Source organism: Pseudomonas sp. AL10, assembly GCF_029960685.1.
In the GTDB taxonomy this organism is placed as follows: domain Bacteria; phylum Pseudomonadota; class Gammaproteobacteria; order Pseudomonadales; family Pseudomonadaceae; genus Aquipseudomonas; species Aquipseudomonas lactis.
Genome location: NZ_JASBQZ010000012.1, coordinates 17,841 through 39,216, shown reverse-complemented (window position 1 = coordinate 39,216; position 21,376 = coordinate 17,841). Strand labels below are relative to the sequence as shown.

19 protein-coding genes are annotated in these 21,376 nt (G+C 60.2%); 13 read left to right on the top strand and 6 right to left on the bottom strand.

Going from position 1 to position 21,376, the window contains the following annotated elements; genetic code table 11:
- Nucleotides 1–277 precede the first annotated feature (277 nt).
- The 5 genes from QK296_RS14115 to QK296_RS14095 all read right to left on the bottom strand — a co-directional run bounded on the left by QK296_RS14115 (nt 278) and on the right by QK296_RS14095 (nt 5,729).
- Complete coding sequence (locus QK296_RS14115; protein WP_282391043.1) at nt 278–1,615, bottom strand: imelysin family protein; 1,338 nt, start codon at nt 1,613–1,615, stop codon at nt 278–280.
- A 126-nt stretch (nt 1,616–1,741) separates the two neighbouring features.
- Nucleotides 1,742–3,793, bottom strand: coding sequence for a bifunctional diguanylate cyclase/phosphodiesterase (locus QK296_RS14110; RefSeq protein WP_003193777.1), 2,052 nt, complete (start codon nt 3,791–3,793; stop codon nt 1,742–1,744).
- A gap of 222 nt (nt 3,794–4,015) precedes the next feature.
- Nucleotides 4,016–4,204 (bottom strand): hypothetical protein, encoded by a 189-nt coding sequence (locus tag QK296_RS14105; protein WP_137203916.1) that lies wholly within the window; start codon nt 4,202–4,204, stop codon nt 4,016–4,018.
- A gap of 150 nt (nt 4,205–4,354) precedes the next feature.
- Nucleotides 4,355–4,951 (bottom strand): Fe-Mn family superoxide dismutase, encoded by a 597-nt coding sequence (locus QK296_RS14100; protein WP_003175739.1) that lies wholly within the window; start codon nt 4,949–4,951, stop codon nt 4,355–4,357.
- Between the two features lie 178 nt (nt 4,952–5,129).
- A complete protein-coding gene (locus tag QK296_RS14095) occupies nt 5,130–5,729 on the bottom strand; it encodes a LysE/ArgO family amino acid transporter (RefSeq protein ID WP_032895568.1) in 600 nt (199 codons plus the stop codon).
- Nucleotides 5,730–5,829: 100 nt separating this feature from the next.
- Between QK296_RS14095 and QK296_RS14090 the strand changes: the two genes are divergently transcribed.
- From QK296_RS14090 to QK296_RS14045, 10 genes are all read left to right on the top strand, one after another.
- Entirely contained in the window at nt 5,830–6,723 is an 894-nt protein-coding gene (locus QK296_RS14090) for a LysR family transcriptional regulator ArgP (RefSeq protein ID WP_003193773.1), read from the top strand.
- 52 nt (nt 6,724–6,775) lie between these two features.
- Entirely contained in the window at nt 6,776–7,774 is a 999-nt protein-coding gene (locus QK296_RS14085; protein ID WP_003193771.1) for an NAD(P)-dependent oxidoreductase, read from the top strand.
- A gap of 127 nt (nt 7,775–7,901) precedes the next feature.
- Nucleotides 7,902–8,726: an ATPase gene (locus QK296_RS14080; protein WP_034134356.1), complete on the top strand. Its 825-nt coding sequence runs from the start codon at nt 7,902–7,904 to the stop codon at nt 8,724–8,726.
- A 233-nt stretch (nt 8,727–8,959) separates the two neighbouring features.
- Nucleotides 8,960–10,219, top strand: coding sequence for an AGE family epimerase/isomerase (locus QK296_RS14075; RefSeq protein ID WP_169856220.1), 1,260 nt, complete (start codon nt 8,960–8,962; stop codon nt 10,217–10,219).
- A 104-nt stretch (nt 10,220–10,323) separates the two neighbouring features.
- Nucleotides 10,324–11,610 (top strand): ABC transporter substrate-binding protein, encoded by a 1,287-nt coding sequence (locus QK296_RS14070; RefSeq protein ID WP_003193767.1) that lies wholly within the window; start codon nt 10,324–10,326, stop codon nt 11,608–11,610.
- Between the two features lie 156 nt (nt 11,611–11,766).
- Nucleotides 11,767–12,675, top strand: a complete 909-nt coding sequence (locus tag QK296_RS14065) for a sugar ABC transporter permease (protein ID WP_003193765.1) — start codon at nt 11,767–11,769, stop codon at nt 12,673–12,675.
- Nucleotides 12,668–13,513 carry a carbohydrate ABC transporter permease gene (locus tag QK296_RS14060; protein ID WP_003193763.1) on the top strand — a complete coding sequence of 282 codons (846 nt, stop codon included), beginning with the start codon at nt 12,668–12,670 and terminating at the stop codon, nt 13,511–13,513. The genes QK296_RS14065 and QK296_RS14060 overlap by 8 nt, the downstream gene beginning before the upstream one ends.
- Before the next feature lie 2 nt (nt 13,514–13,515).
- Nucleotides 13,516–14,676: a sn-glycerol-3-phosphate ABC transporter ATP-binding protein UgpC gene (ugpC, locus tag QK296_RS14055; protein ID WP_034134354.1), complete on the top strand. Its 1,161-nt coding sequence runs from the start codon at nt 13,516–13,518 to the stop codon at nt 14,674–14,676.
- Nucleotides 14,677–14,880: 204 nt separating this feature from the next.
- Nucleotides 14,881–16,227: a carbohydrate porin gene (locus QK296_RS14050; protein WP_003193760.1), complete on the top strand. Its 1,347-nt coding sequence runs from the start codon at nt 14,881–14,883 to the stop codon at nt 16,225–16,227.
- A 98-nt stretch (nt 16,228–16,325) separates the two neighbouring features.
- Nucleotides 16,326–17,171 carry a D-hexose-6-phosphate mutarotase gene (locus QK296_RS14045; protein WP_169856218.1) on the top strand — a complete coding sequence of 282 codons (846 nt, stop codon included), beginning with the start codon at nt 16,326–16,328 and terminating at the stop codon, nt 17,169–17,171.
- A 253-nt stretch (nt 17,172–17,424) separates the two neighbouring features.
- Here the strand turns inward: QK296_RS14045 and QK296_RS14040 are convergent, their stop codons facing one another.
- Nucleotides 17,425–18,285: a MurR/RpiR family transcriptional regulator gene (locus QK296_RS14040; RefSeq protein ID WP_169856377.1), complete on the bottom strand. Its 861-nt coding sequence runs from the start codon at nt 18,283–18,285 to the stop codon at nt 17,425–17,427.
- A 220-nt stretch (nt 18,286–18,505) separates the two neighbouring features.
- Here QK296_RS14040 and zwf point away from each other — a divergent pair, with 220 nt between their 5' ends.
- From zwf to QK296_RS14025, 3 genes are read left to right on the top strand one after another with little or no spacing between them, the layout of a single operon-like run.
- Nucleotides 18,506–19,972: a glucose-6-phosphate dehydrogenase gene (gene zwf, locus QK296_RS14035; protein WP_169856215.1), complete on the top strand. Its 1,467-nt coding sequence runs from the start codon at nt 18,506–18,508 to the stop codon at nt 19,970–19,972.
- Nucleotides 19,959–20,672, top strand: a complete 714-nt coding sequence (gene pgl, locus QK296_RS14030) for a 6-phosphogluconolactonase (protein WP_003193755.1) — start codon at nt 19,959–19,961, stop codon at nt 20,670–20,672. The genes zwf and pgl overlap by 14 nt, the downstream gene beginning before the upstream one ends.
- A 17-nt stretch (nt 20,673–20,689) precedes the next feature.
- A complete protein-coding gene (locus tag QK296_RS14025; RefSeq protein WP_026067364.1) occupies nt 20,690–21,355 on the top strand; it encodes a bifunctional 4-hydroxy-2-oxoglutarate aldolase/2-dehydro-3-deoxy-phosphogluconate aldolase in 666 nt (221 codons plus the stop codon).
- Nucleotides 21,356–21,376: the final 21 nt, after the last annotated feature.

Below are 21,376 nucleotides of genomic sequence, written 5' to 3'. Positions count from 1 at the left end.
GGCTACGGTGGCTTGGGGTCTACACAACTTCGCAGCGACGCTGAAGCTGTGGCGAGGGAGCTTGCTCCCGTGACGACCTACCCACTGGCGCCTATTTACCTGATACATCACGATCCAAATGTGGGAGCTGGCTTGCCTGCGAAGGTATCGACTCGGTGTGCCCGAATCACCGAGTTGTCTGGATCGCAGGCAAGCCAGCTCCCACAGAGATAGGTGCAGCAGTTATTGCGCGCATAAAAAAGGCGACCCGCAGGTCGCCTCTTTCAACTGCGCTTGATCAGAACTCGTGATCAGCGCTGTCCGGGTTCAGGTCGCTGATGCCCAGCTTGCCGGCAGCGGCTTCGATCGAACCGGTCTGCTTGACCAGGGCGGCGATCGAGTCACGCACGATCTGGTTGCCCTTTTCATTGTCCGCGGCGATCAACTGGTCGTAATGCTCACCGTTGTTGGCGTGATCAACCATCACCTGGATCTTCGCTTCGGTGGCCGCCAGGTCAGCCTTGAGGGCTGCATCGGCTGCCGGGTCGGCCTTGGCCACCAGGGACGACAGGCTGGCGCCGGTCAGCTTGGTGCCGTCAACACGGGTGTATTCGCCCAGGTAGACGTTACGGATGCCCTTGGCGTCGTAGAAGTGCGAGTAATGGGTGTTGTCGCTGAAGCAGTCCTGTTCGTCTTCCGGCGAGTTGGCTTCCAGAGACACCTTCATGCGCTCCCCGGCGAGCTCGCCCAGGGACAGGCTGCCCATGCCGAACAGCATTTTACGCAGGCCGTCGGTGCCCGGTTCCGACTCCAGGGTGGCGCGGTAGTTGTCTTCGACGTTGGGCTTCCAGTTGTCGACCATTTCCTGCAGGTCGCTGACCAGCAGTTGGGTGACCGCACGCAGGTAAGTGCGGCGACGCTCGTTGTGGCCGCCGGTTGCACCGTCTCCGGTCATGTAGTCCGACGCCGGGCGGTTGCCCGCGCCTGGGCCGGTGCTGTTGAGGTCCTGGCCCCACAGCAGGAATTCGATGGCGTGGTAGCCGGTGGCGACGTTCGCTTCGGAACCGCCCAGTTCATTGAGGCTGGCGAGTTTTTCCGGGGTGATGTCCTTGACGTCGACCTTGTCTTCGCCCACCTGGATCTCGTTATTGGCGATGATGTTGGCGTTGGCACCTGGGTTACCCAGTGCGTGTTCGTAGGACTTGTCGACGTAGTCGATCAGACCTTCGTCCAGGGGCCAGGCGTTAACCTGGCCTTCCCAGTCGTCGATGATGGTGTTGCCGAAGCGGAACACTTCGCTCTGCAGGTAGGGTACGCGCGCGGCGATCCAGGCGGTACGGGCCGCTTTCAGGGTTTCGTCGTTCGGGTTGGCGAGGAAGGTGTCGATTGCGGTCTGCAGGGTTTTTGCGGTGGATTCGGCATCGCTGTACACCGCAAACACCATGTCTGCGTAGTGCGCGACCACGGCCTTGGCGGCCGCTTCGTCGACCTGGCCTGCCGGGGCAGCCGCCGGTGCGGTAGTGCTGGCGGCAGCGGGTGCCTGGGGCGCGGCGGCCTTGTCTTTACCTTCGCCGCAACCGGCGAGAGAAATGGCAATGGCCAGCAGACTGGCGGTGGCCAGGGGCATACGAATCATGGCGAACATCCTGCTTCGGTTGTTGAAAGGGCGCGCGGGGAGCGCAAACGCTGCGACATAATGCGAAAGATTTGCATTTTGTGTAAAGGCTTATACGCGGGAAATATTGAGTATCGAAGTGTAAATTCAAAGACTCACGGCGTTATTGCGCTCGGCCTGCTTCAAATAAGCCGTCAACTCCCGGGCCTGCAGCGGTTTGCTGTAGTGATAACCCTGCCCCTCATGGCACCCCTCGGAGATGACATAGGCCTCCTGTTCGGCAGTCTCCACTCCTTCGGCAATCACCTGCATGCCCAGGCTTTTGCCCAGTTGGATAATGGCACGCACGATGGTTGCGTCATCGTCGTCGTCCTGCAGGTCCTGGACGAAGCTCTTGTCGATCTTGATCTTGTCCAGGGGCAGGCTTTTGAGGTAACTCAGGGATGAGTAGCCAGTGCCGAAGTCATCAATGGCGATCAGCGCCCCGGAGCGGCGCAGGCTCAACAGGTGCTGGGCGGCGGTGCTGATGTCTTCCATCAGGCCGGTCTCGGTCACTTCCAGCTCCAGGCTGCGCGGCGGCAGGCGATAGATCTGCATCAGGTTGTTGACCACCCGCGGCAACTCGGTGTGGTGCAGTTGCACCGTGGACAGGTTGACGGCCATGCGCAGCGCCGTGAAGCCCTGGTCATGCCATTCGCGCAGTTGCCGGCACGCCTGGTCCAGCACCCATTCGCCAATGGGAATAATGGTGCCGTTCTGTTCCGCCAGCGGGATAAACAAATCCGGCGGTACCAGCCCGTGCTCAGGGTGTTGCCAGCGTAGCAGGGCTTCCACGCCCACCACCTGATGGTCGCGGTAACTGATTTGCGGTTGGTACACCAGGTGCAACTGCTCGCGGCTCAGCGCATCGCGCAGGTCTTTCTCCAATTCACGGCGCCGGCGCATTTCGCTGTCGACGCTGGCGATATAAAACTGATAACGGTTGCGCGAGCGGCTCTTGGCCAGGGTCATGGTTTGCTCGGCTTTTTGCAGCAACTTCTCGGTGCTGTCGCCATCCTCCGGGAACAGCGTAATGCCAATGGTGGCGCGTAGGCGGATCAGGTCGTGGTCGAGGGCGAATTCAGCCTCCAGGTCATCGAGAATACTTTGCGCCAGTTCGGCGGCTTCGTAGGGCTGGTCGATATCGGCTTGCACCAGGGCGAACTGGTCACCGCCCAGACGGGCGAGCGTACCCAGGCGGCCGCTGTGGGCGCGCAGACGGTCGGCCAGGGCCAGCAGCAGTTTGTCGCCGGCCTGGTAGGTGAACTGCTCGTTGACGCTCTTGAAGTCATCCAGCCCCACGCACAACACCGCGACACGGCGTTGCCGGCGTCCGGCGTCCGTGAGGATCTTGTCCAGTTGCGCCTGCAACTTCTGGCGGTTCGGCAGGCCGGTCAGGAAGTCGTATTGGGCCATGCGCAACAGGCTCGACTCGGCCTCGTGGCGCAAGTGGGTATTGCGCTCGATGGATTCGAGCAATTGGTTGGCGGTGTTTATCCACTGCCCCAGTTCGTTGCGTTCGTGGCCCTTGAGCTGAGGGATCTTGTGCTCGCTGGGACGGTCCGGGTTGATCGAGGTCAGGTGCCCGATCATCCGCGACAGCGGTTTGGTCAGCATCCAGTGATACACCAGGTACAACACCAGCCCCATGACCAGGGCGCGCAATACGCCCGAGATAAAGATGATGACCGAGCTGACCAGGAAACTTCGGCCGTAGGTGGCGGTGTCGAGGGTGATGCTGAGGTCGCCGTAGTATTCGCTATAGGGGCCCTTGCCCACCAACGAAGTGGTAAAGGAGCGTTCCTGGCCAAGAATCAGATCGGTCAACCAGCGGCTGGGGGACTGCTGTAAAGGGCGGTTTTTTTCCGCCAGCATGGTCTCGTTGGGGTGGCCGATAGAAGCCATGCGCACAGCGTCGTCCTGGAACAGACCTTCGATCACCTGCATGCCCATCTCGCGATCCAGGCTGTACACGGCCTGGGTCGAGGGGTCGCGAAACATGTCGAGAATGCGCTGGGCATCGCCTGCCACGGCCTGGCGCGTTTTGTAGGCATCAAAAACGATCTGCGCCGCGCTCAGTGCCACACCCACGATCAAGGCCGACAGCAGCACAACCCGTAGCAACTTCACCGACAAGCTGTTCTTGAGTTCCAGCTTCAAAGGGGGCATTCCTTGTCTCATGCGGGTGGCCGTCAATATGCCATGAGTATTGGCAATCTGGTGATGGCAGTCAAAGGGACATTGGGGCCTTGGCTTAATTGAGGTTTGGGCTGGATAAACGCAGGTAGGCGCCCGCTGATGTTCGGGCTTGTCATAAACAGGAAAGGGTAGAGTGCAGCAGCGGAGAAGGCGGAGGCTATCCGCCTTCGAGTTGGCGACGATTTAAGAAAAATCGATCTGGCCCTGAGGCTGTTGCTGTTCCCCACCGATTTTCGAGCCTTCATTGACCATGTCCAGGGCTTTGTTTGCCAAGTCCATTGCGCCTTTTGCCAGGTCCAGCCCTTTATCAGCAATACCCGCTACCACTGGGACCGCACCTGCAACCCCTGCTGCCATCGAAATAGGATCCATCGTCATGCTCCACATTGATTCAGGAGGGTTATTCCTCCTGACGTTTGTGTGGTCAATTGTTACGGTTGAGTTCCGGTATCTCTGCGCTGTCAGCCTGGCGCGCATAAAAAAGCCCGGCAATCGCCGGGCTCTTTCTACTGCAAGCGTTACTTAGGCAGTGAAGGTCTTGCCTTCGAACTGCTCAGCCACGAACTTCCAGTTGACCAGGTTCCAGAACGCTTCCACATACTTTGGACGCACGTTGCGGTAGTCGATGTAGTAGGCGTGTTCCCAGACGTCGCAGGTCAGCAGCGGGGTGTCGCCGTTGGTCAGCGGGTTGCCGGCGCCGATGGTGCTGGCCAGGGCCAGGGAACCGTCAGCCTTTTTCACCAGCCAGCCCCAACCGGAACCGAAGGTGCCGACCGAAGTCTTGGTGAACTCTTCCTTGAACTTGTCGAACGAACCGAACGCAGCGTTGATGGCTTCAGCCAGCGCGCCGGTTGGTTGGCCGCCGGCGTTTGGCGCCAGGCAGTTCCAGTAGAAGGTGTGGTTCCAGACCTGAGCGGCGTTGTTGAAGATGCCGCCCGAGGAAGACTTGACGATCTCTTCCAGGGTCTTGCCTTCGAACTCGGTGCCAGGCACCAGGTTGTTCAGGTTCACGACATAGGTGTTGTGGTGCTTGTCGTGGTGGTATTCCAAGGTTTCCTTGGAGATGTGCGGCTGCAGGGCATCGTGTGCGTAGGGCAGCGGCGGCAATTCGAAAGCCATGATGATTCTCCTAATCAGGTCAGTTGCGGTGAGCGCAAGGCCGATCACGGGCGGCCAAACATGCGCCGGGGAGTTTGTACTCTTTGCGGCGCAGGGGGCCGATCATAGCACCGGGGGTGCGGCATAACCACGCAACAACTGTGTGGGATAGAGGTTCCAGCACGTTTTGGAATATTCGTCAGGCGCTGATCAGTTGATAGGCCACAGAGAACATCATCGCGGCGACCAGCAGGTCCAGCAGGCGCCAGGTGGCCGGGCGTGCCAGCCAGGGTGCCAGCCATGCCGCACCCAGCGCCAGGGTGGCGAACCACAGGAATGAAGCACTGGCCGCACCGGCTACGTAGGCACCCGGTTCGGTTTGTTGCGCGCCCAGGGAGCCGATCAGCAGGACGGTGTCCAAGTAAACGTGGGGGTTGAGCAAGGTGACCGCCAGGGCGCTCAGCAATACGGCGCGCAATGAGCGCGTCTTGAGGCTGTCGCTTTGGTCCAGGCTCTGTTTCGAGCAGGCCCTGCGCAGCGCGCACGCGCCGTACCAGAGCAAGAACGCAGCGCCGCCCCAGCGTGCCACCGCCAGCAGTATCGGGCTCTGCGCCAGCACGGTGGCCAGCCCGAATACCCCGGCGGCCACTAACAGTGCGTCGCAGATCACACACAACGCCGCCACGGGTAAGTGATGTTCGCGGCGCAGACTTTGGGCGAGTACGAATGCATTTTGGCTGCCGATTGCCATGATCAACCCGAGGGCCACCAGCAAACCGTTCATATAGCTTTGCCACATAGAAGGAGATCCTTGTTGATGCTCAAACGATGCTGGCTATGGTGCCGCTCAAGGTTGTATAAGAAAAACCAATATTGCTGATCGCTCATTAGAGAAACTGATGTTCGACTATAAATTGCTTTCTGCCCTGGCGGCGGTGGTGGAACAAGCCGGCTTTGAGCGCGGTGCCCAGGTGTTGGGGCTGTCGCAGTCAGCCATCTCCCAACGCATCAAGCTATTGGAGGCGCGCATCGGCCAGCCGGTGTTGATACGGGCCTCGCCGCCAACGCCCACCGATATCGGCCGGCGCCTGCTCAACCATGTGCAGCAGGTGCGTTTGCTGGAGCGTGACCTGCAAAGCCAGGTACCGGCCCTGGACGAGGAGGGTATGCCCGAGCGTCTGCGCATTGCCCTGAATGCCGACAGCCTCGCCACCTGGTGGGCCGAGGCGGTCAGCGACTTCTGCGCCGAACAGCATTTGCTGCTGGACCTGGTGGTCGAAGACCAGACCGTGGGCCTCAAACGCATGCGCGCCGGTGAAGTGGCGGCCTGCATTTGTGCCAGCGAACGTCCCGTGGCCGGGGCTCGCAGCCTGTTGCTGGGCGCCATGCGTTATCGGGCGCTGGCCAGCCCGGCCTTTCTGGCGCGGCATTTTCCTGGAGGTGTGCGGGCCGACCAATTGGCGCGCACGCCTGCGCTGGTGTTCGGCCCGGATGATTTCCTGCAGCACCGCTACCTGGCGTCCCTAGGCGTGGACGGTGGTTTCGAACACCATCTATGCCCGTCATCCGAAGGATTTATCCGCCTGACGGAAGCCGGCTTGGGTTGGGGCCTGGTGCCTGAATTACAGGTGCGTGACCAGTTGGAAACCGGCGTATTGGTCGAGTTATTGCCAGATAAGCCCATCGATGTGCCGCTGTACTGGCATCATTGGCGCAGTGGCGGGCAACTGTTGGGCTTGTTGACCGACCATCTGGCCGATGTGTGTGGCCATTGGTTGGTGCCGTTGGAGTGATAGCGCGCGTCAAGGCAACAGCGATGAAAAACGAAAGAACACGGAGTACTACATGAAAATTCTGGTCACCGGCGCAAGCGGCTTCATCGGCGGGCGCTTTGCGCGCTTCGCCCTTGAACAGGGCCTGGACGTGCGGGTCAACGGGCGGCGCGCCGAGGGTGTGGAGCACCTGGTACGGCGTGGTGCCGAGTTTATCCAGGGTGACTTGAATGACGCCGACCTGGTGCGCGACCTGTGCCGCGATGTCGAAGCCGTGGTGCATTGCGCCGGCGCCGTCGGGCTGTGGGGCAAGTACCAGGACTTCCACCAGAACAATGTGCTGGTCACCGAAAACGTCGTCGAGGCCTGCCTGAAACAGCGCGTCGGGCGCCTGGTGCACCTGTCGTCGCCGTCGATCTACTTTGACGGTCGCGACCATCTGGGGCTCACCGAAGAACAAGTGCCCAAGCGTTTCAAGCATCCCTATGCCGCTACCAAGTACCTGGCTGAGCAGAAGGTCTTTGGCGCTCAGGAGTTCGGCCTGCAAGTGATCGCCCTGCGCCCGCGCTTTGTCACCGGGGCCGGCGATATGAGCATCTTCCCGCGCCTGCTGAAAATGCAGCGCAAGAACCGCCTGGCGATCGTCGGCGACGGCTTGAACAAAGTCGACTTCACCAGCGTGCATAACCTTAACGAGGCGCTGCTCAGCAGTTTGCTCGCCACCGGCTCTGCGCTGGGCAAAGCCTACAACATCAGCAACGGCGCACCGGTGCCGATCTGGGATGTGGTGAACTACGTGATGCGGCAAATGGAGCTGCCTCAGGTGACCCGTTACCGCTCCTACGGTGTGTCTTACAGCGTGGCAGCCTTGAATGAAGCCTTCTGCGCGATATGGCCGGGGCGGCCGGAACCGGCGTTGTCGCGCCTGGGCATGCAGGTGATGAACAAAGATTTCACCCTCGACATCAGCCGCGCCAGGCATTATCTCGACTACGAGCCCAAGGTCAGCCTGTGGGCCGCGCTCGACGAGTTCTGCAGCTGGTGGAAAGCCCAGGACCCGGGCCGCCAATAAGCTCATAAGCAGCAACACTTCGGGAACCCAATTGCAGGTTCCGAGTCGATCCATGCGCCGGGAGTGCGGTTTATACTCCTGCCGCTCGGCCTTGCAGCCAGCCATCTCATTGATTCAGGGTAGATTCATGCGTAACGATGCTAAAGACGACTTCGACAACGTTCCCAGCCTGCGGGCCGATACTGGGGATGACGATGATTTCGTGCCGACCGCCGCGACGTCGGTGCGTTCGCGAACGACGCCCGTGGTCAAGGTCAAGAGCGCCAGCACCGGGCCGTTGTGGGCATTGGTTGGCGCGCTGTTGATCGCCTTCGCGGGCCTGGCCTGGTGGAGCTTTCAGCAGATCTCCCTGATGGGCCAGCAGTTGGTCGCCACCCAGGAGAGTTTTGCCCGTATCAGCGAAGAAGCGGCGGGGCGCCTGCAGGCGATCTCCGGCAAGGTCGTGGCCAGCGAAGCCAATGTGAACAACGGCAGCGAAGCCTTGAAACTGCAGATCAAGCAGCTGGAAGCCCAGTTGCAGGAGCAGGGCAAGCAACAGTTGGGCGTCGCGGGGCAGGCCTCCGAACTGGACACCCGCCTGGCCCAGATGAGTGCCAGCACCACCGAACTGACAGCGGCCAATACCAAGCTGCAAGGCCAGGTGCAGGCCCTCACTGACGCGGTCGCCAGCCTCACGGCAGCACAGGCCGAGGTCAAGGGCCTGGCCACCGATGTGGCCGCCTTGAAGAAACAAGGCAACCCGAGTGCGGCCATCGCCCGTCTCGAGCAAGACCTGCTGGTACTCAAGAGCGCCCAGGAAAACCAGCCGGTCAACGTCGACGCGCCGACCAACAAGGAATTCGACGTGTTCCGTATCCAGACCACGCGCAATATCACCACCTTGCAAAGCCAGGTGCAGAACTTGAATCAGCGCCTTAATGCGCCGGCTGCGGCCACACCACTGGGCCAATGAACGCAAATCGTCCTCTGTAGGAGCGAGCTTGCTCGCGAAAAACGTTAACGATCACGCGGGTTTCCTGGATAAGCGCGGCGCTTGTTGGCTTTTCGCGAGCAAGCTCGCTCCTACATTAGGATTAGGCTGTTGATTGTCACCATTTTGTGACATTTACCATCCCTTTCGTTACTTGCCCATCCCACGCCCTTGTTTAGACTCCGGTCATCCCAAAAAAACAATAAGGGCCACCCATGACCACCCATCCACTGCCTGCCAGCAGTTGGCTGAATGCACCTGCCCATCACGCCTGGCTCGCCGCCGAAGGCCAGCGGCTGCTGGCGTTCGCCAAGGCATCGCGCCTGCCGGACGGTTTCGGCAACCTTGACGATAAAGGCCAGTTGCCGGCCAATGCCCGCGCCGAAACCATGAACACCGCGCGCATGACCCACAGCTTTGCCATGGCCCATGCCATGGGGTTGCCGGGTTATGCCGAGTTGGTGGCGCACGGTGTGGCGGCGCTCAGCGGCCCTCTGCGCGACAGCGAGCACGGTGGCTGGTTCGCCGCGCCCCATGCGGTTGATGGCAATACCGGTAAGGCGGCCTACCTGCACGCCTTCGTGGCCCTCGCTGCCAGCTCTGCCGTGGTGGCCGGCGCGCCGGGTGCGCGCACATTAATGAACGACGCTATCCATATCATCGACCAGTTCTTCTGGAGCGAAGAGGAGGGCGTCATGCTCGAATCCTTCGCTGGGGACTGGAGCGGCGTCGAAGCCTATCGTGGTGCCAACAGCAACATGCACGCCACTGAAGCCTTCCTGGCGTTGGCCGATGTCAGCGGTGATACATGCTGGCTGGACCGCGCGCTGCGCATTGTCGAGCGAGTGATCCACACCCACGCCGTCGGCAACCAGTTCATGGTGATCGAGCATTTCGACGCGCAGTGGAAGCCCTTGCTCGGTTACAACCAAGACAACCCCGCCGATGGCTTTCGCCCTTACGGCATCACACCCGGCCATGGTTTTGAATGGGCGCGGTTGCTGCTGCACCTGGAAGCTGCACGCCTCAAGGCCAAGCTGGCCACGCCGGACTGGCTGGTGAGCGACGCCAAAGGCCTGTTCGCCAGTGCCTGCGAGTACGCCTGGGCGGTGGATGGTGCGCCGGGCCTTGTCTACACTTTGGATTGGAACCAGCGCCCGGTGGTACGCGAGCGCCTGCACTGGACCCATGCTGAAGCCAGCGCCGCCGCTCAAGCGCTGCTCAAACGTAGCGGCGAGCTTCATTACGAAACCTGGTACCGGCGCTTCTGGGAATTTTGCGAAACCCACTTCATCGACCGGCTCCAGGGCAGTTGGCATCACGAACTCAGCCCGCACAACCAACCCAGCAGCAAAATCTGGGGCGGCAAACCTGACCTGTACCATGCCTGGCAAGCGGTTGTGCTGCCTGCACTGCCCTTGGCACCCAGCTTGGCCAGTGCATTGGGCAGTGGATGCTATGTCACCAAGTGGTGACATTTGCGCGTCCCTTTGTTACCTGTGCCCCGAAAATCCATGTTTAAACTCCGTGCAGCGCAAGCTCTAGACTTGCATGCATAACAACAAGAAAAGGTACTCAGATGAACGCGATTAATCGCCTCGCCGTCGCTATTTCCATTGCCTCGTTGTTCCCCCTCAGTGCATTTGCCGCCGACTCCAAAGGTACGGTGGAAGTGGTGCATTGGTGGACCTCCGGCGGTGAAAAAGCGGCTGTGGATGTCCTGAAGGCCCAAGTTGAGAAAGACGGCTTCACCTGGAAAGACGGTGCTGTAGCAGGCGGCGGTGGCGCCACTGCCATGACCGTGCTCAAAAGCCGCGCGGTCGCCGGCAACCCGCCAGGCGTTGCCCAGATCAAAGGCCCTGACATCCAGGAGTGGGCGTCGACTGGCCTGCTCGACACCGACGTGCTCAAAGACGTCGCCAAAGAAGAAAAGTGGGATTCGCTGCTCGACAAGAAAGTCTCCGACACCGTGAAATACGACGGTGACTACGTCGCCGTGCCGGTGAACATCCACCGCGTGAACTGGCTGTGGATCAACCCGGAAGTCTTCAAGAAAGCCGGCATCACCAAGAACCCAACCACCCTCGAAGAATTCTACGCAGCGGGCGACAAGCTCAAGGCTGCAGGCTTCATTGCGCTCGCCCACGGCGGTCAGCCTTGGCAGGACAGCACCGTGTTCGAAGCGGTTGTGCTTTCGGTAATGGGCGCTGATGGCTACAAGAAAGCCCTGGTCGACCTGGATAACGGCGCATTGACCGGCCCGGAAATGGTCAAGGCCCTCACCGAGCTGAAGAAAGTCGCGACCTATATGGACGTCGACGGCAAGGGCCAGGACTGGAACCTGGAAGCGGGCAAGGTCATCAATGGCAAGGCCGGCATGCAGATCATGGGTGACTGGGCCAAGTCCGAATGGACCGCCGCCAAGAAAGTCGCCGGCAAGGATTATGAGTGCGTAGCGTTCCCGGGCACCGACAAAGCCTTCACCTACAACATCGACTCCCTGGCGGTGTTCAAGCAGAAAGACAAAGGCACTGCCGCGGGTCAGCAGGACATCGCCAAAGTCGTGCTGGGTGAAAACTTCCAGAAGGTGTTCAGCATCAACAAGGGCTCGATCCCTGTGCGTAACGACATGCTGACCAAGATGGAATCCTACGGCTTTGATTCTTGCGCCCAGACCGCCGCGAAGGACTTTTTGGCCGACGCCAAGACTGGCGGTCTGCAGCCAAGCATGGCCCACAACATGGCCACGACCCTGGCGGTACAGGGTGCGTTCTTTGATGTCGTGACCAACTTTATCAACGACCCGAAAGCCGACCCGGCCGACACGGCCAAGAAGCTTGGCGCGGCGATCAAGTCGGCCAAGTAACACAGCCACTGTAGGAGCGAGCTTGCTCGCGAAAAACTCAAGGTCACCGCGTTCATCCTGTATGCACGCGTTATCGTTGAAGTCCTTCGCGAGCAAGCTCGCTCCTACAGGGTTCGGTTCAGCTGCTAGTCCTTTTTCCCTGTACTGGATTTTCCCATGAGTTCTGTTGCTGTGTTCAGCAAGGCCTCGCCATTCGATGTGTTGCAGCGCTGGCTCCCTAAACTGGTGCTGGCGCCGAGCATGTTCATCGTGCTGGTGGGCTTTTATGGCTACATCCTGTGGACGTTCGTGCTGTCGTTCACCACCTCGACCTTCCTGCCCAGCTACAAATGGGCGGGCCTGGCGCAGTATCAGCGGCTGTTCGATAACGACCGCTGGTGGGTGGCGAGCAAGAACCTGGCCGTGTTCGGCGGCATGTTCATCGGCATCACCCTGGTGATCGGTGTGCTGCTGGCGATTTTCCTCGACCAGAAAATCCGCCGCGAAGGCTTTATCCGCACCATTTACCTGTACCCGATGGCGCTCTCCATGATCGTCACCGGTACCGCCTGGAAATGGCTGCTCAACCCGGGCATGGGCCTGGACAAACTCTTGCGGGACTGGGGCTGGGAAGGCTTCCGTCTCGACTGGCTGATCGACCCGGACCGCGTGGTCTACTGCCTGGTGATCGCTGCTGTGTGGCAAGCCTCGGGCTTTATCATGGCGATGTTCCTCGCCGGCCTGCGCGGCGTTGATCAGTCGATCATTCGTGCTGCGCAGATCGATGGCGCGAGCTTGCCGCGCATCTACTGGAGCGTGGTGCTGCCCAGCCTGCGTCCGGTGTTCTTCAGTGCGGTGATGATCCTGGCGCACATTGCGATCAAGAGCTTCGACCTGGTGGCGGCAATGACCGCAGGCGGCCCGGGCTACTCGTCCGACCTGCCGGCGATGTTCATGTATTCGTTCACCTTCAGTCGCGGCCAGATGGGCATGGGCTCGGCCAGTGCAATCCTGATGCTCGGTGCGATCCTCGCGATCATCGTGCCGTACCTGTATTCCGAGCTGAGGACCAAGCGCAATGACTAGTCTCGCCGCCAAACCTGCCATCAGCCTGAGCCGCATCGCGATCTACGCGGTGCTGATCCTGGCGGTGCTGCTGTACCTGGTGCCGCTGGTGGTGATGTTGCTCACCAGCTTCAAGACCCCGGAAGACATCAGCACCGGTAACCTGCTGAGTTGGCCCACAGTGGTCAGCGGCATCGGCTGGGTCAAGGCCTGGGCCACTGTGGATGGCTACTTCTGGAACTCGATCAAGATCACCGTTCCTGCTGTGCTCATCTCTACCGCCATCGGCGCCTTGAACGGCTACGTGTTGTCGTTCTGGCGTTTCCGCGGTTCGCAGCTGTTCTTTGGCCTGCTGCTGTTCGGCTGCTTCCTGCCGTTCCAGACCGTGCTGCTGCCCGCGTCGTTCACCCTCGGCAAGATGGGCCTGGCCAGCACTACCACCGGCCTGGTGTTTATCCACGTGGTCTACGGCCTGGCGTTCACCACGCTGTTCTTCCGTAACTACTACGTGAGCATCCCGGATGCGCTGATCAAGGCCGCACGCCTGGACGGAGCGGGGTTCTTCACCATCTTCCGCCGGATCATCCTGCCGATGTCGACGCCGATCATCATGGTCTGCCTGATCTGGCAGTTCACCCAGATCTGGAACGACTTCCTGTTCGGCGTGGTGTTCTCCAGCGGCGACTCCCAGCCCATCACGGTGGCGCTGAACAACCTGGTCAACACCAGCACCGGGGCCAAGGAATATAACGTGGATATGGCGGCGGCGATGATCGCCGGGCTGCCGACCCTGCTGGTCTATGTGATCGCAGGCAAGTATTTCGTGCGCGGCCTCACGGCCGGCGCGGTCAAGGGGTAATCATGGCTACGCTTGAACTTCGCAATGTAAACAAGACCTATGGCGCCGGCCTGCCCGACACCTTGAAGAACATCGAACTGTCGATCAAAGAAGGCGAGTTCCTCATCCTGGTCGGCCCGTCGGGCTGTGGTAAGTCCACGCTGATGAACTGCATCGCCGGCCTTGAGACCATCACCGGCGGCGCAATCATGATCGGTGATCAAGACGTGAGCGGCATGAGCCCCAAGGACCGCGACATCGCCATGGTGTTCCAGTCCTACGCGCTGTACCCGACCATGAGCGTGCGCGAGAACATCGAGTTCGGCCTCAAGATCCGCAAGATGCCGCAAGCCGACATCGACGCCGAAGTGGCGCGCGTGGCCAAATTGCTGCAAATCGAGCACTTGCTCAACCGCAAGCCGGGCCAGTTGTCCGGTGGTCAGCAACAGCGCGTGGCCATGGGCCGTGCCCTGGCGCGACGGCCGAAGATTTACCTGTTCGACGAACCGCTGTCCAACCTCGACGCCAAGCTGCGTGTCGAGATGCGTACCGAAATGAAGCTGATGCACCAGCGTCTGAAAACCACCACCGTCTACGTGACCCACGACCAGATCGAAGCGATGACCCTGGGCGATAAAGTGGCGGTGATGAAGGACGGCATCATCCAACAATTCGGCACGCCGAAGGAAATTTACAACGACCCTGCCAACCTGTTTGTGGCAAGCTTTATCGGTTCACCACCGATGAACTTCGTTCCCATGCGCCTAAAACGCCAGAACGGTGATCTGGTGGCGGTGCTCGACAGCGGCCAGGCCCGTTGCGAGTTGCCGTTGGGCATGAGTGACGCCGGGTTGGAAGACCGCGATGTGATTCTGGGCCTGCGCCCGGAGCAGATCGTGCTGGCAGCGGGCGAGGGCAACGGCTCGTCGAGCATTCGCGCCGAAGTGCAGGTGACCGAGCCTACCGGCCCGGACACCCTGGTGTTTGTGCAGCTCAACGACACCAAGGTGTGCTGCCGTTTGGCGCCTGACGTGGCACCGCAAGTGGGCGAGACCCTGACCTTGCAGTTCGACCCGGCCAAGGTATTGCTGTTTGACGCCAAGACCGGCGAGCGGTTGGGCACGGCTGCTTCATTGCCGGCACAGGGGCATGCCGACAATGTGACCCAGTTCAAGGGCCGCTAAAGCATCGTGTAGGAGCGAGCTTGCTCGCGAAGGTCGTTAACGATAACGCGGGCATCTTGGATGAGCGCAGTGACCTTGAGTTTTTCGCGAGCAAGCTCGCTCCTACAGTAATGTGGTTGATGGTTAACTCGTTGTTTTAGTTAAAAAAATGTAACCCGCGTTAGATAAAAACAGTTTAATAACAATAAAGACGAGGATGTAGGGATGAAAAAGCAACACAACAACACCCGGCTGATCTGCCAACTGTCAGCGGCAGCAGCCCTTGTATTGTCCGCCAATGCGATGGCGGCCGATGCATTCAGCGCCGATTCCAAGTGGATGACCGGCGATTGGGGCGGCGAGCGTACCAAGCTGATCGAGCAAGGTATCGACATCAAGGCCGACTACGTGGGCGAGATGGGCTACAACGCCCACGGCGGCTACAACGACGACAAGACCGGTCGTTACTCCGACCAGTTCGGTCTGGGCGTGGCGTTGGACCTGCAAAAACTGTGGGGCTGGGATAACACTCAGGCCAAGATCCAGTTGACCAATCGTAATGGCCAGAACATCTCCAATGACCGCATTGGCGACCCGCGTGCCGGCACCTTGAGTTCCTCGCAAGAAGTGTATGGCCGTGGCCACATGGTGCGCCTGACCCAGTTCTGGATTCAGCACCAGATGTTCGACAACAAGTTGGACGTGAAGCTCGGTTACTTCGGTGAAGGCGAAGACTTCAACACCTTCCCTTGCGACTTCCAGAACCTGTCGTTCTGCGGTTCCCAGGTCGGTAACTACGTCAATACCTGGTACAACTGGCCGGTCGCCCAGGCCGCTATCCGCGTGAAGTACAACATCACGCCTGAGCTGTATGCGCAAATCGGTGCCTACAACCAGAACCCTTCGCAGCTGGAGCACGGCAACGGCTTCAAACTCAGCGGCAGTGGTACCAAGGGCACCGTGATCCCGGTGGAATTGGTATGGTCGCCGAAGGTTAATAACCTGCCGGGCGAATACCGTGTGGGCTTCTATAAAAGTGCGGCCGATGCTCCGGATGTACGTGAAGACGTCAACGGTAACGATGCGGTCCTCAGCGGCGCCGACTTCCGTACCCGTAGCAGCAAGAAAGGCTACTGGTTCGTTGCGCAACAGCAACTCACCACCCATAACGGCGACGCTTCCCGTGGCCTGAACATCGCCGCCAACGCGACCTTCCATGACAAGGAAACCAACCTGGTCGACAACTACCAGTCGTTGATGCTGGTGTACAAAGGCCCATTCGACGCGCGTCCAAAAGATGACGTCGGCATTGGCGTCGCTCGCCTGCATGTCAACAATGATGTGAAGAAGAACTCTGAGCTGCTCAACGACGCCAGGGGCGTGAGCGACTACGACAATCCGCTGTACACGCCGATTCGTGAGACTGAGTACAACGTCGAACTCAACTACGGTTTCCACGTCACCAACTGGCTGACTGTGCGTCCGAACCTGCAGTACGTTGTCCAGCCTGGCGGCGTGGATAAAGTCGACAACGCGCTGGTAGCGGGCCTGAAAATTCAGTCTACGTTCTAACGCTGTTGCGATAAGCTCCTCTCTCTGTGCGCATTTGCGGGTAGCCATGGCTATCCGCTTTTTTTTGCGTGGCACTGTGATATTCGGGACCTGGGCACATGCACGAGCAACCGCTGCAACGCTTTTTCAAATCCCTGCGCGAGCGTCCGGTGTTCGCCTGGGAGCGCTTTCAGATGCGCGATGTGTTGGTGATCGACCATCCGCTGTGCCAGGCGGTGTTCAGTCGCCAGGGCGCGCAACTATTGCACTTTCAGCCCACCGGCCAGAAGCCTTGGCTGTGGTGCGCGGCCAAGTGGCCACAGGTCGGCGCCATTCGTGGCGGCGTGCCGGTGTGCTGGCCTTGGTATGGCCGCCACCCCAGCGAAAATGCCTGGCCTTCCCACGGTTGGGCCCGCTTGATCGACTGGAAACTGCTCGACAGCAGCAACGATGACGACGGCGTGCGCCTGCACTGGCAATTGCAACTGTGCGACTGGCAGGTGGACTTGCACGCGCACCTGGGCGACACCCTGGAACTGCGCCTGAGTACCGAGCACCACGACGAGCTGCCGTGCCAGTTGAGCCATGCATTGCACGCTTACTGGCGTATTGGTCACGTTGATGAGGTAGCGCTGTCTGGGCTCGAAGGAGCGCAAGGTTATGACCAGCTCAATCGCCAGGTTTGTCAGCAGGAAGGCGAATTGCGGGTCGATGGTGGATGCCAGCGGGTGTTCCAGCATGAGGGTGAACTGCAGCTCAAGGACCACGCCTGGCAGCGTGAACTGTGCATCGACACGGGCGACACTGCCGACACGGTGGTGTGGCACCCGGGGAGCCGGCCGCTGTTGGGCGTGAGCTTTAACGAAGCGTCGGGGTTTGTGTGTGTGGAGGCGGCGATGGCGGCGGCGAGCCTGGCGCCGGGGGAGAGGGCCCACTTGAGTTTGCAGGCCAGGGCAGGGGTTTAGCGGTGTGGCTGATGGCGCTATCGCAGGCAAGCCAGCTCCCACCTTTGGAATGCATTCCCCTGTGGGAGCTGGCTTGCCTGCGATAGCGCCGGTACTGCTGGAAGAGCTGCCTGCTAGTTGAATTCATGATCGTTCCCACGCTCCGCGTGGGAATGCAGGCTATGACGCTCCGCGTCACGACGCTAAAGGCAGACGCAGAGCGTCCAGTGAGGCATTCCCACGCGGAGCGTGGGAACGATCAGTTGACACGGATTTAGTTGAATTCATCCCCCACCGGATATCGGCTGTCATTCAAGCTCTCTTTGATTTTCCGCAAATGCGGCTGAAAATCTACGCCACGGCGCAACGTCATGCCGGTCGCCAACACATCCAGCACCGTCAACTGGATAATCCGAGAAGTCATCGGCATGTAGATATCCGTGTCTTCCGGCAACGGGATGTTCAGGCTCACCGTACTGGCTTTGGCCAGCGGCGAGTTCTCGGCGGTCACGCCCAGCACTGACGCACCGTTTTCCCGAGCGATACGCGCCACTTCCACCAGCTCGCGGGTACGGCCGGTGTAGGAGATGATCACGAACAACTCTCCGGTGTGCGCCACCGAGGCGATCATGCGTTGCATCAGCACGTCGGCGTGGGCGGTCACTGCCAGGTTGAAGCGGAAGAACTTGTGCAGCGCATCCATGGCCACGGGAGCCGAAGCGCCGAGGCCAAAGAAGTGGATCTGCCGTGCCTGGATCAACAAGTCCACGGCCTTGCTGATCAGCGCCGGGTCCAGGGCCTGGCACGCGCTGTCCAGAGAGGCAATGGCGCTGCCAAAGATCTTCTGGGTGTAGGCCTCGGGGTTATCATCGGCCTCCACGGCGCGGCTGACATACGCGGCGCCACTGGCCAGGCTTTGCGCCAATTGCAATTTAAGTTCAGGGTAACCGCTGACACCGAACGAGCGGCAGAAACGGTTGACCGTCGGTTCACTGACCGAGGCGGCCTGGGCGAGGGCGGCGATCGAGAAGCGTGTGGCCTGCTGCGGGTTGAGCAGGATCACTTCAGCGACTTTGCGCTCGGCCTTGTTCAATTCTTCGAGGCGGTTCCGGATCTGTTCCAGAAGATTTCGCACGCGGTCCATTCAGTCTTTCCTTCGGGCGACGATGCAAATAAAAAGGCGGTAACCAATCGATGAGTGGCTTTTCGCGGTGGCCTATCCTACTGAGGGTAGCTGAACACCACCACTCGCAATGCGTATTTCCGGAAAATGTTGTGGTTATTACTACATTTTTCCTTGAGTGATGCCTTGAAAAAAGGTATTTGTAGCTTAACTTGATAAAAGAACAAACATCATGCCTTCGATAACCGTGGAACCCTGCACCTTTGCCCTGTTTGGCGCCTTGGGTGATCTGGCGCTGCGCAAGTTATTTCCTGCCCTTTATCAGCTCGATGGCGCCGGGTTGCTGCACGACGACACACGCATCCTGGCCCTGGCCCGTGAAGCTGGCTCCGAGCAGCAACACCTGGCCCATATCGAAAAAGAATTGCGTAAATACGTCGGCAAGGAACTCGACCAAGCCGTGGCCCAGCGTTTCCTCGCGCGCCTTTCGTATGTGCATGTCGACTTCATGAAGGCCGACGACTACGTTGCCCTGGCCGAAAAAGTCGGCAGCGATCAACGCCTGATCGCCTACTTCGCCACCCCGGCGGCGGTGTACGGCGCGATCTGCGAAAACCTGTCCAAGGTCGGCCTGGCGGAAAATACCCGCGTGGTGCTGGAAAAACCCATCGGTTCGGACCTGGAGTCGTCGCGCAAGGTCAACGACGCCGTGGCGCAGTTTTTCCCGGAAAACCGCACCTACCGCATCGACCACTACCTGGGCAAAGAGACGGTGCAGAACCTGATCGCCCTGCGTTTTGCCAACAGCCTGTTCGAAACCCAGTGGAACCAGAATTACATCTCCCACGTGGAAATCACCGTGGCCGAGCAGGTTGGTATCGAAGGCCGTTGGGGTTACTTCGACAAGGCCGGCCAGCTGCGCGACATGATCCAGAACCATCTGTTGCAACTGCTTTGCCTGATTGCCATGGACCCGCCGGCCGACCTGTCCGCCGACAGCATCCGTGACGAGAAGGTCAAGGTGCTCAAGGCCCTGGCGCCGATCAGCCCCGAGGGCCTCACCACTCAAGTGGTGCGCGGCCAGTACATCGCCGGCTACAGCGCCGGTAAAGCCGTGCCGGGTTACCTGGAAGAAGACAATTCCAACACCCAGAGCGACACCGAGACGTTCGTTGCCCTGCGTGCCGATATCCGTAACTGGCGCTGGGCCGGCGTGCCGTTCTACCTGCGTACTGGCAAGCGTATGCCGCAAAAGCTGTCGCAGATTGTCATCCACTTCAAGGAACCGTCCCACTACATCTTCGCCCCCGAGCAGCGCCTGCAGATCAGCAACAAGCTGATCATCCGCCTGCAGCCGGACGAAGGTATTTCCTTGCGTGTGATGACCAAGGAGCAGGGCCTGGACAAAGGCATGCAACTGCGCAGCGGGCCACTGCAATTGAATTTTTCCGACACCTATCGCAGCGCACGCATCCCCGATGCCTACGAGCGGTTGTTGCTGGAAGTGATGCGCGGCAATCAGAACCTGTTTGTTCGCAAAGATGAAATCGAAGCCGCGTGGAAGTGGTGTGACCAGTTGATCGCCGGGTGGAAAAAATCCGGTGATGCGCCCAAGCCGTATGCGGCGGGGTCCTGGGGGCCGATGAGCTCGATTGCACTGATCACGCGGGATGGGAGGTCGTGGTATGGCGATATCTGAATTGAAACTGCCTCAGGGCGTTACTGCCCATGAGTACCGTACGCCTGCGCTGCTGGCCGATGGCCTGGCCAATGACGTGGCCGAGCAACTGCGGGGGGCCATCACTGCCCGTGGCGAGGCGACGTTGGTGGTGTCCGGCGGCCGCAGCCCCGTGGCGTTTTTCCAGAACCTGGCCAAGCAGGACCTGGACTGGTCCAAGGTCACCATCACCCTGGCCGATGAGCGCTGGGTGCCGGTCGAACATGCCGACAGCAATGCTGGCCTGTTGAAGCAACATTTGCTGCAAGGCCCGGCGGCCAAGGCGAAGTTCTTGAGCCTGTACAGCCCTGCCGCCAACCTTGAAGACGCTGCCGAGCAGGCCGATCGCCTGCTGGGTGAGTTGCCAGCCATTGATGTGCTGGTGCTGGGCATGGGCGATGACGGCCACACCGCATCGCTGTTCCCCAACAGCCCCAACCTGAGTGAAGCGCTGAAGGCCGACGGTACCCGCCGTTGCTGGCCGATGCTGGCGCCCACTGTGCCGCACCAGCGCCTGACCATGAGTCGTGCGTTGCTGGCCACGGCCGACTACACCGTGCTGTCGATTTCCGGCAGTTCGAAATTGACGACCTTGAGCGCCGCCCTGGCCAGCGACGATGTTGCTGCCATGCCGATTCGCGCGTTTTTGCAACCTACTTTAGAGATTTACTGGTGCCCATGAGCCAAGGATCAGCCGCTATGAAAAGCCCTCAACCGACCGTGTCCATGGCGGATAAAGTTGCCTTGATCGACAGCCTCTGCGCCAAGGCGCGGATCCTGCCGGTGATCACCATCGCCCGCGAGCAGGACATCCTGCCGTTGGCCGACGCCCTGGCAGCCGGCGGTTTGACCGCGTTGGAAGTGACCCTGCGTTCCGAGTTCGGCCTTAAAGCCATTCAGGTCTTGCGCGAGCAGCGTCCTGAACTGTGCACCGGTGCAGGTACCGTGCTAGACCGTCACATGCTCGAAGCGGCAGAAGTGGCAGGCTCGCAATTTATCGTCACCCCCGGCATCACCCGCGACTTGCTGGAAGCCTCGGTGCACAGCCCGATCCCGCTGCTGCCGGGCATCAGCAACGCCTCCGGCATCATGGAAGGCTACGGCCTGGGTTATCGCCGCTTCAAGCTGTTCCCGGCTGAAGTCAGCGGTGGTGTTGCTGCCATCAAGGCGCTCGGCGGCCCGTTCGGGGAAGTGAAATTCTGCCCGACTGGCGGCGTTGGGCCGGCCAATATCAAGAGCTACATGGCGTTGAAAAACGTGATGTGCGTGGGCGGCAGCTGGATGCTGGATCCGGAGTGGGTCAAGAATGGCGACTGGGCGCGTATCCAGGAAGTCACTGCCCAGGCGCTGGCGCTGCTGGACTGAACTGATTTATCGAATCGTTGT

Bases quoted from the DNA above. Each gene is read 5' to 3' on its own strand.
- QK296_RS14115 (WP_282391043.1), bottom strand. From the start codon at position 1,615: ATGATTCGTATGCCCCTGGCCACCGCCAGTCTGCTGGCCATTGCCATT.
- QK296_RS14105 (WP_137203916.1), bottom strand. From the start codon at position 4,204: ATGGATCCTATTTCGATGGCAGCAGGGGTTGCAGGTGCGGTCCCAGTG.
- QK296_RS14100 (WP_003175739.1), bottom strand. From the start codon at position 4,951: ATGGCTTTCGAATTGCCGCCGCTGCCCTACGCACACGATGCCCTGCAG.
- QK296_RS14095 (WP_032895568.1), bottom strand. From the start codon at position 5,729: ATGTGGCAAAGCTATATGAACGGTTTGCTGGTGGCCCTCGGGTTGATC.
- QK296_RS14090 (WP_003193773.1), top strand. From the start codon at position 5,830: ATGTTCGACTATAAATTGCTTTCTGCCCTGGCGGCGGTGGTGGAACAA.
- QK296_RS14085 (WP_003193771.1), top strand. From the start codon at position 6,776: ATGAAAATTCTGGTCACCGGCGCAAGCGGCTTCATCGGCGGGCGCTTT.
- QK296_RS14080 (WP_034134356.1), top strand. From the start codon at position 7,902: ATGCGTAACGATGCTAAAGACGACTTCGACAACGTTCCCAGCCTGCGG.
- QK296_RS14075 (WP_169856220.1), top strand. From the start codon at position 8,960: ATGACCACCCATCCACTGCCTGCCAGCAGTTGGCTGAATGCACCTGCC.
- QK296_RS14070 (WP_003193767.1), top strand. From the start codon at position 10,324: ATGAACGCGATTAATCGCCTCGCCGTCGCTATTTCCATTGCCTCGTTG.
- QK296_RS14065 (WP_003193765.1), top strand. From the start codon at position 11,767: ATGAGTTCTGTTGCTGTGTTCAGCAAGGCCTCGCCATTCGATGTGTTG.
- QK296_RS14060 (WP_003193763.1), top strand. From the start codon at position 12,668: ATGACTAGTCTCGCCGCCAAACCTGCCATCAGCCTGAGCCGCATCGCG.
- ugpC (WP_034134354.1), top strand. From the start codon at position 13,516: ATGGCTACGCTTGAACTTCGCAATGTAAACAAGACCTATGGCGCCGGC.
- QK296_RS14050 (WP_003193760.1), top strand. From the start codon at position 14,881: ATGAAAAAGCAACACAACAACACCCGGCTGATCTGCCAACTGTCAGCG.
- QK296_RS14045 (WP_169856218.1), top strand. From the start codon at position 16,326: ATGCACGAGCAACCGCTGCAACGCTTTTTCAAATCCCTGCGCGAGCGT.
- zwf (WP_169856215.1), top strand. From the start codon at position 18,506: ATGCCTTCGATAACCGTGGAACCCTGCACCTTTGCCCTGTTTGGCGCC.
- pgl (WP_003193755.1), top strand. From the start codon at position 19,959: ATGGCGATATCTGAATTGAAACTGCCTCAGGGCGTTACTGCCCATGAG.
- QK296_RS14025 (WP_026067364.1), top strand. From the start codon at position 20,690: ATGAAAAGCCCTCAACCGACCGTGTCCATGGCGGATAAAGTTGCCTTG.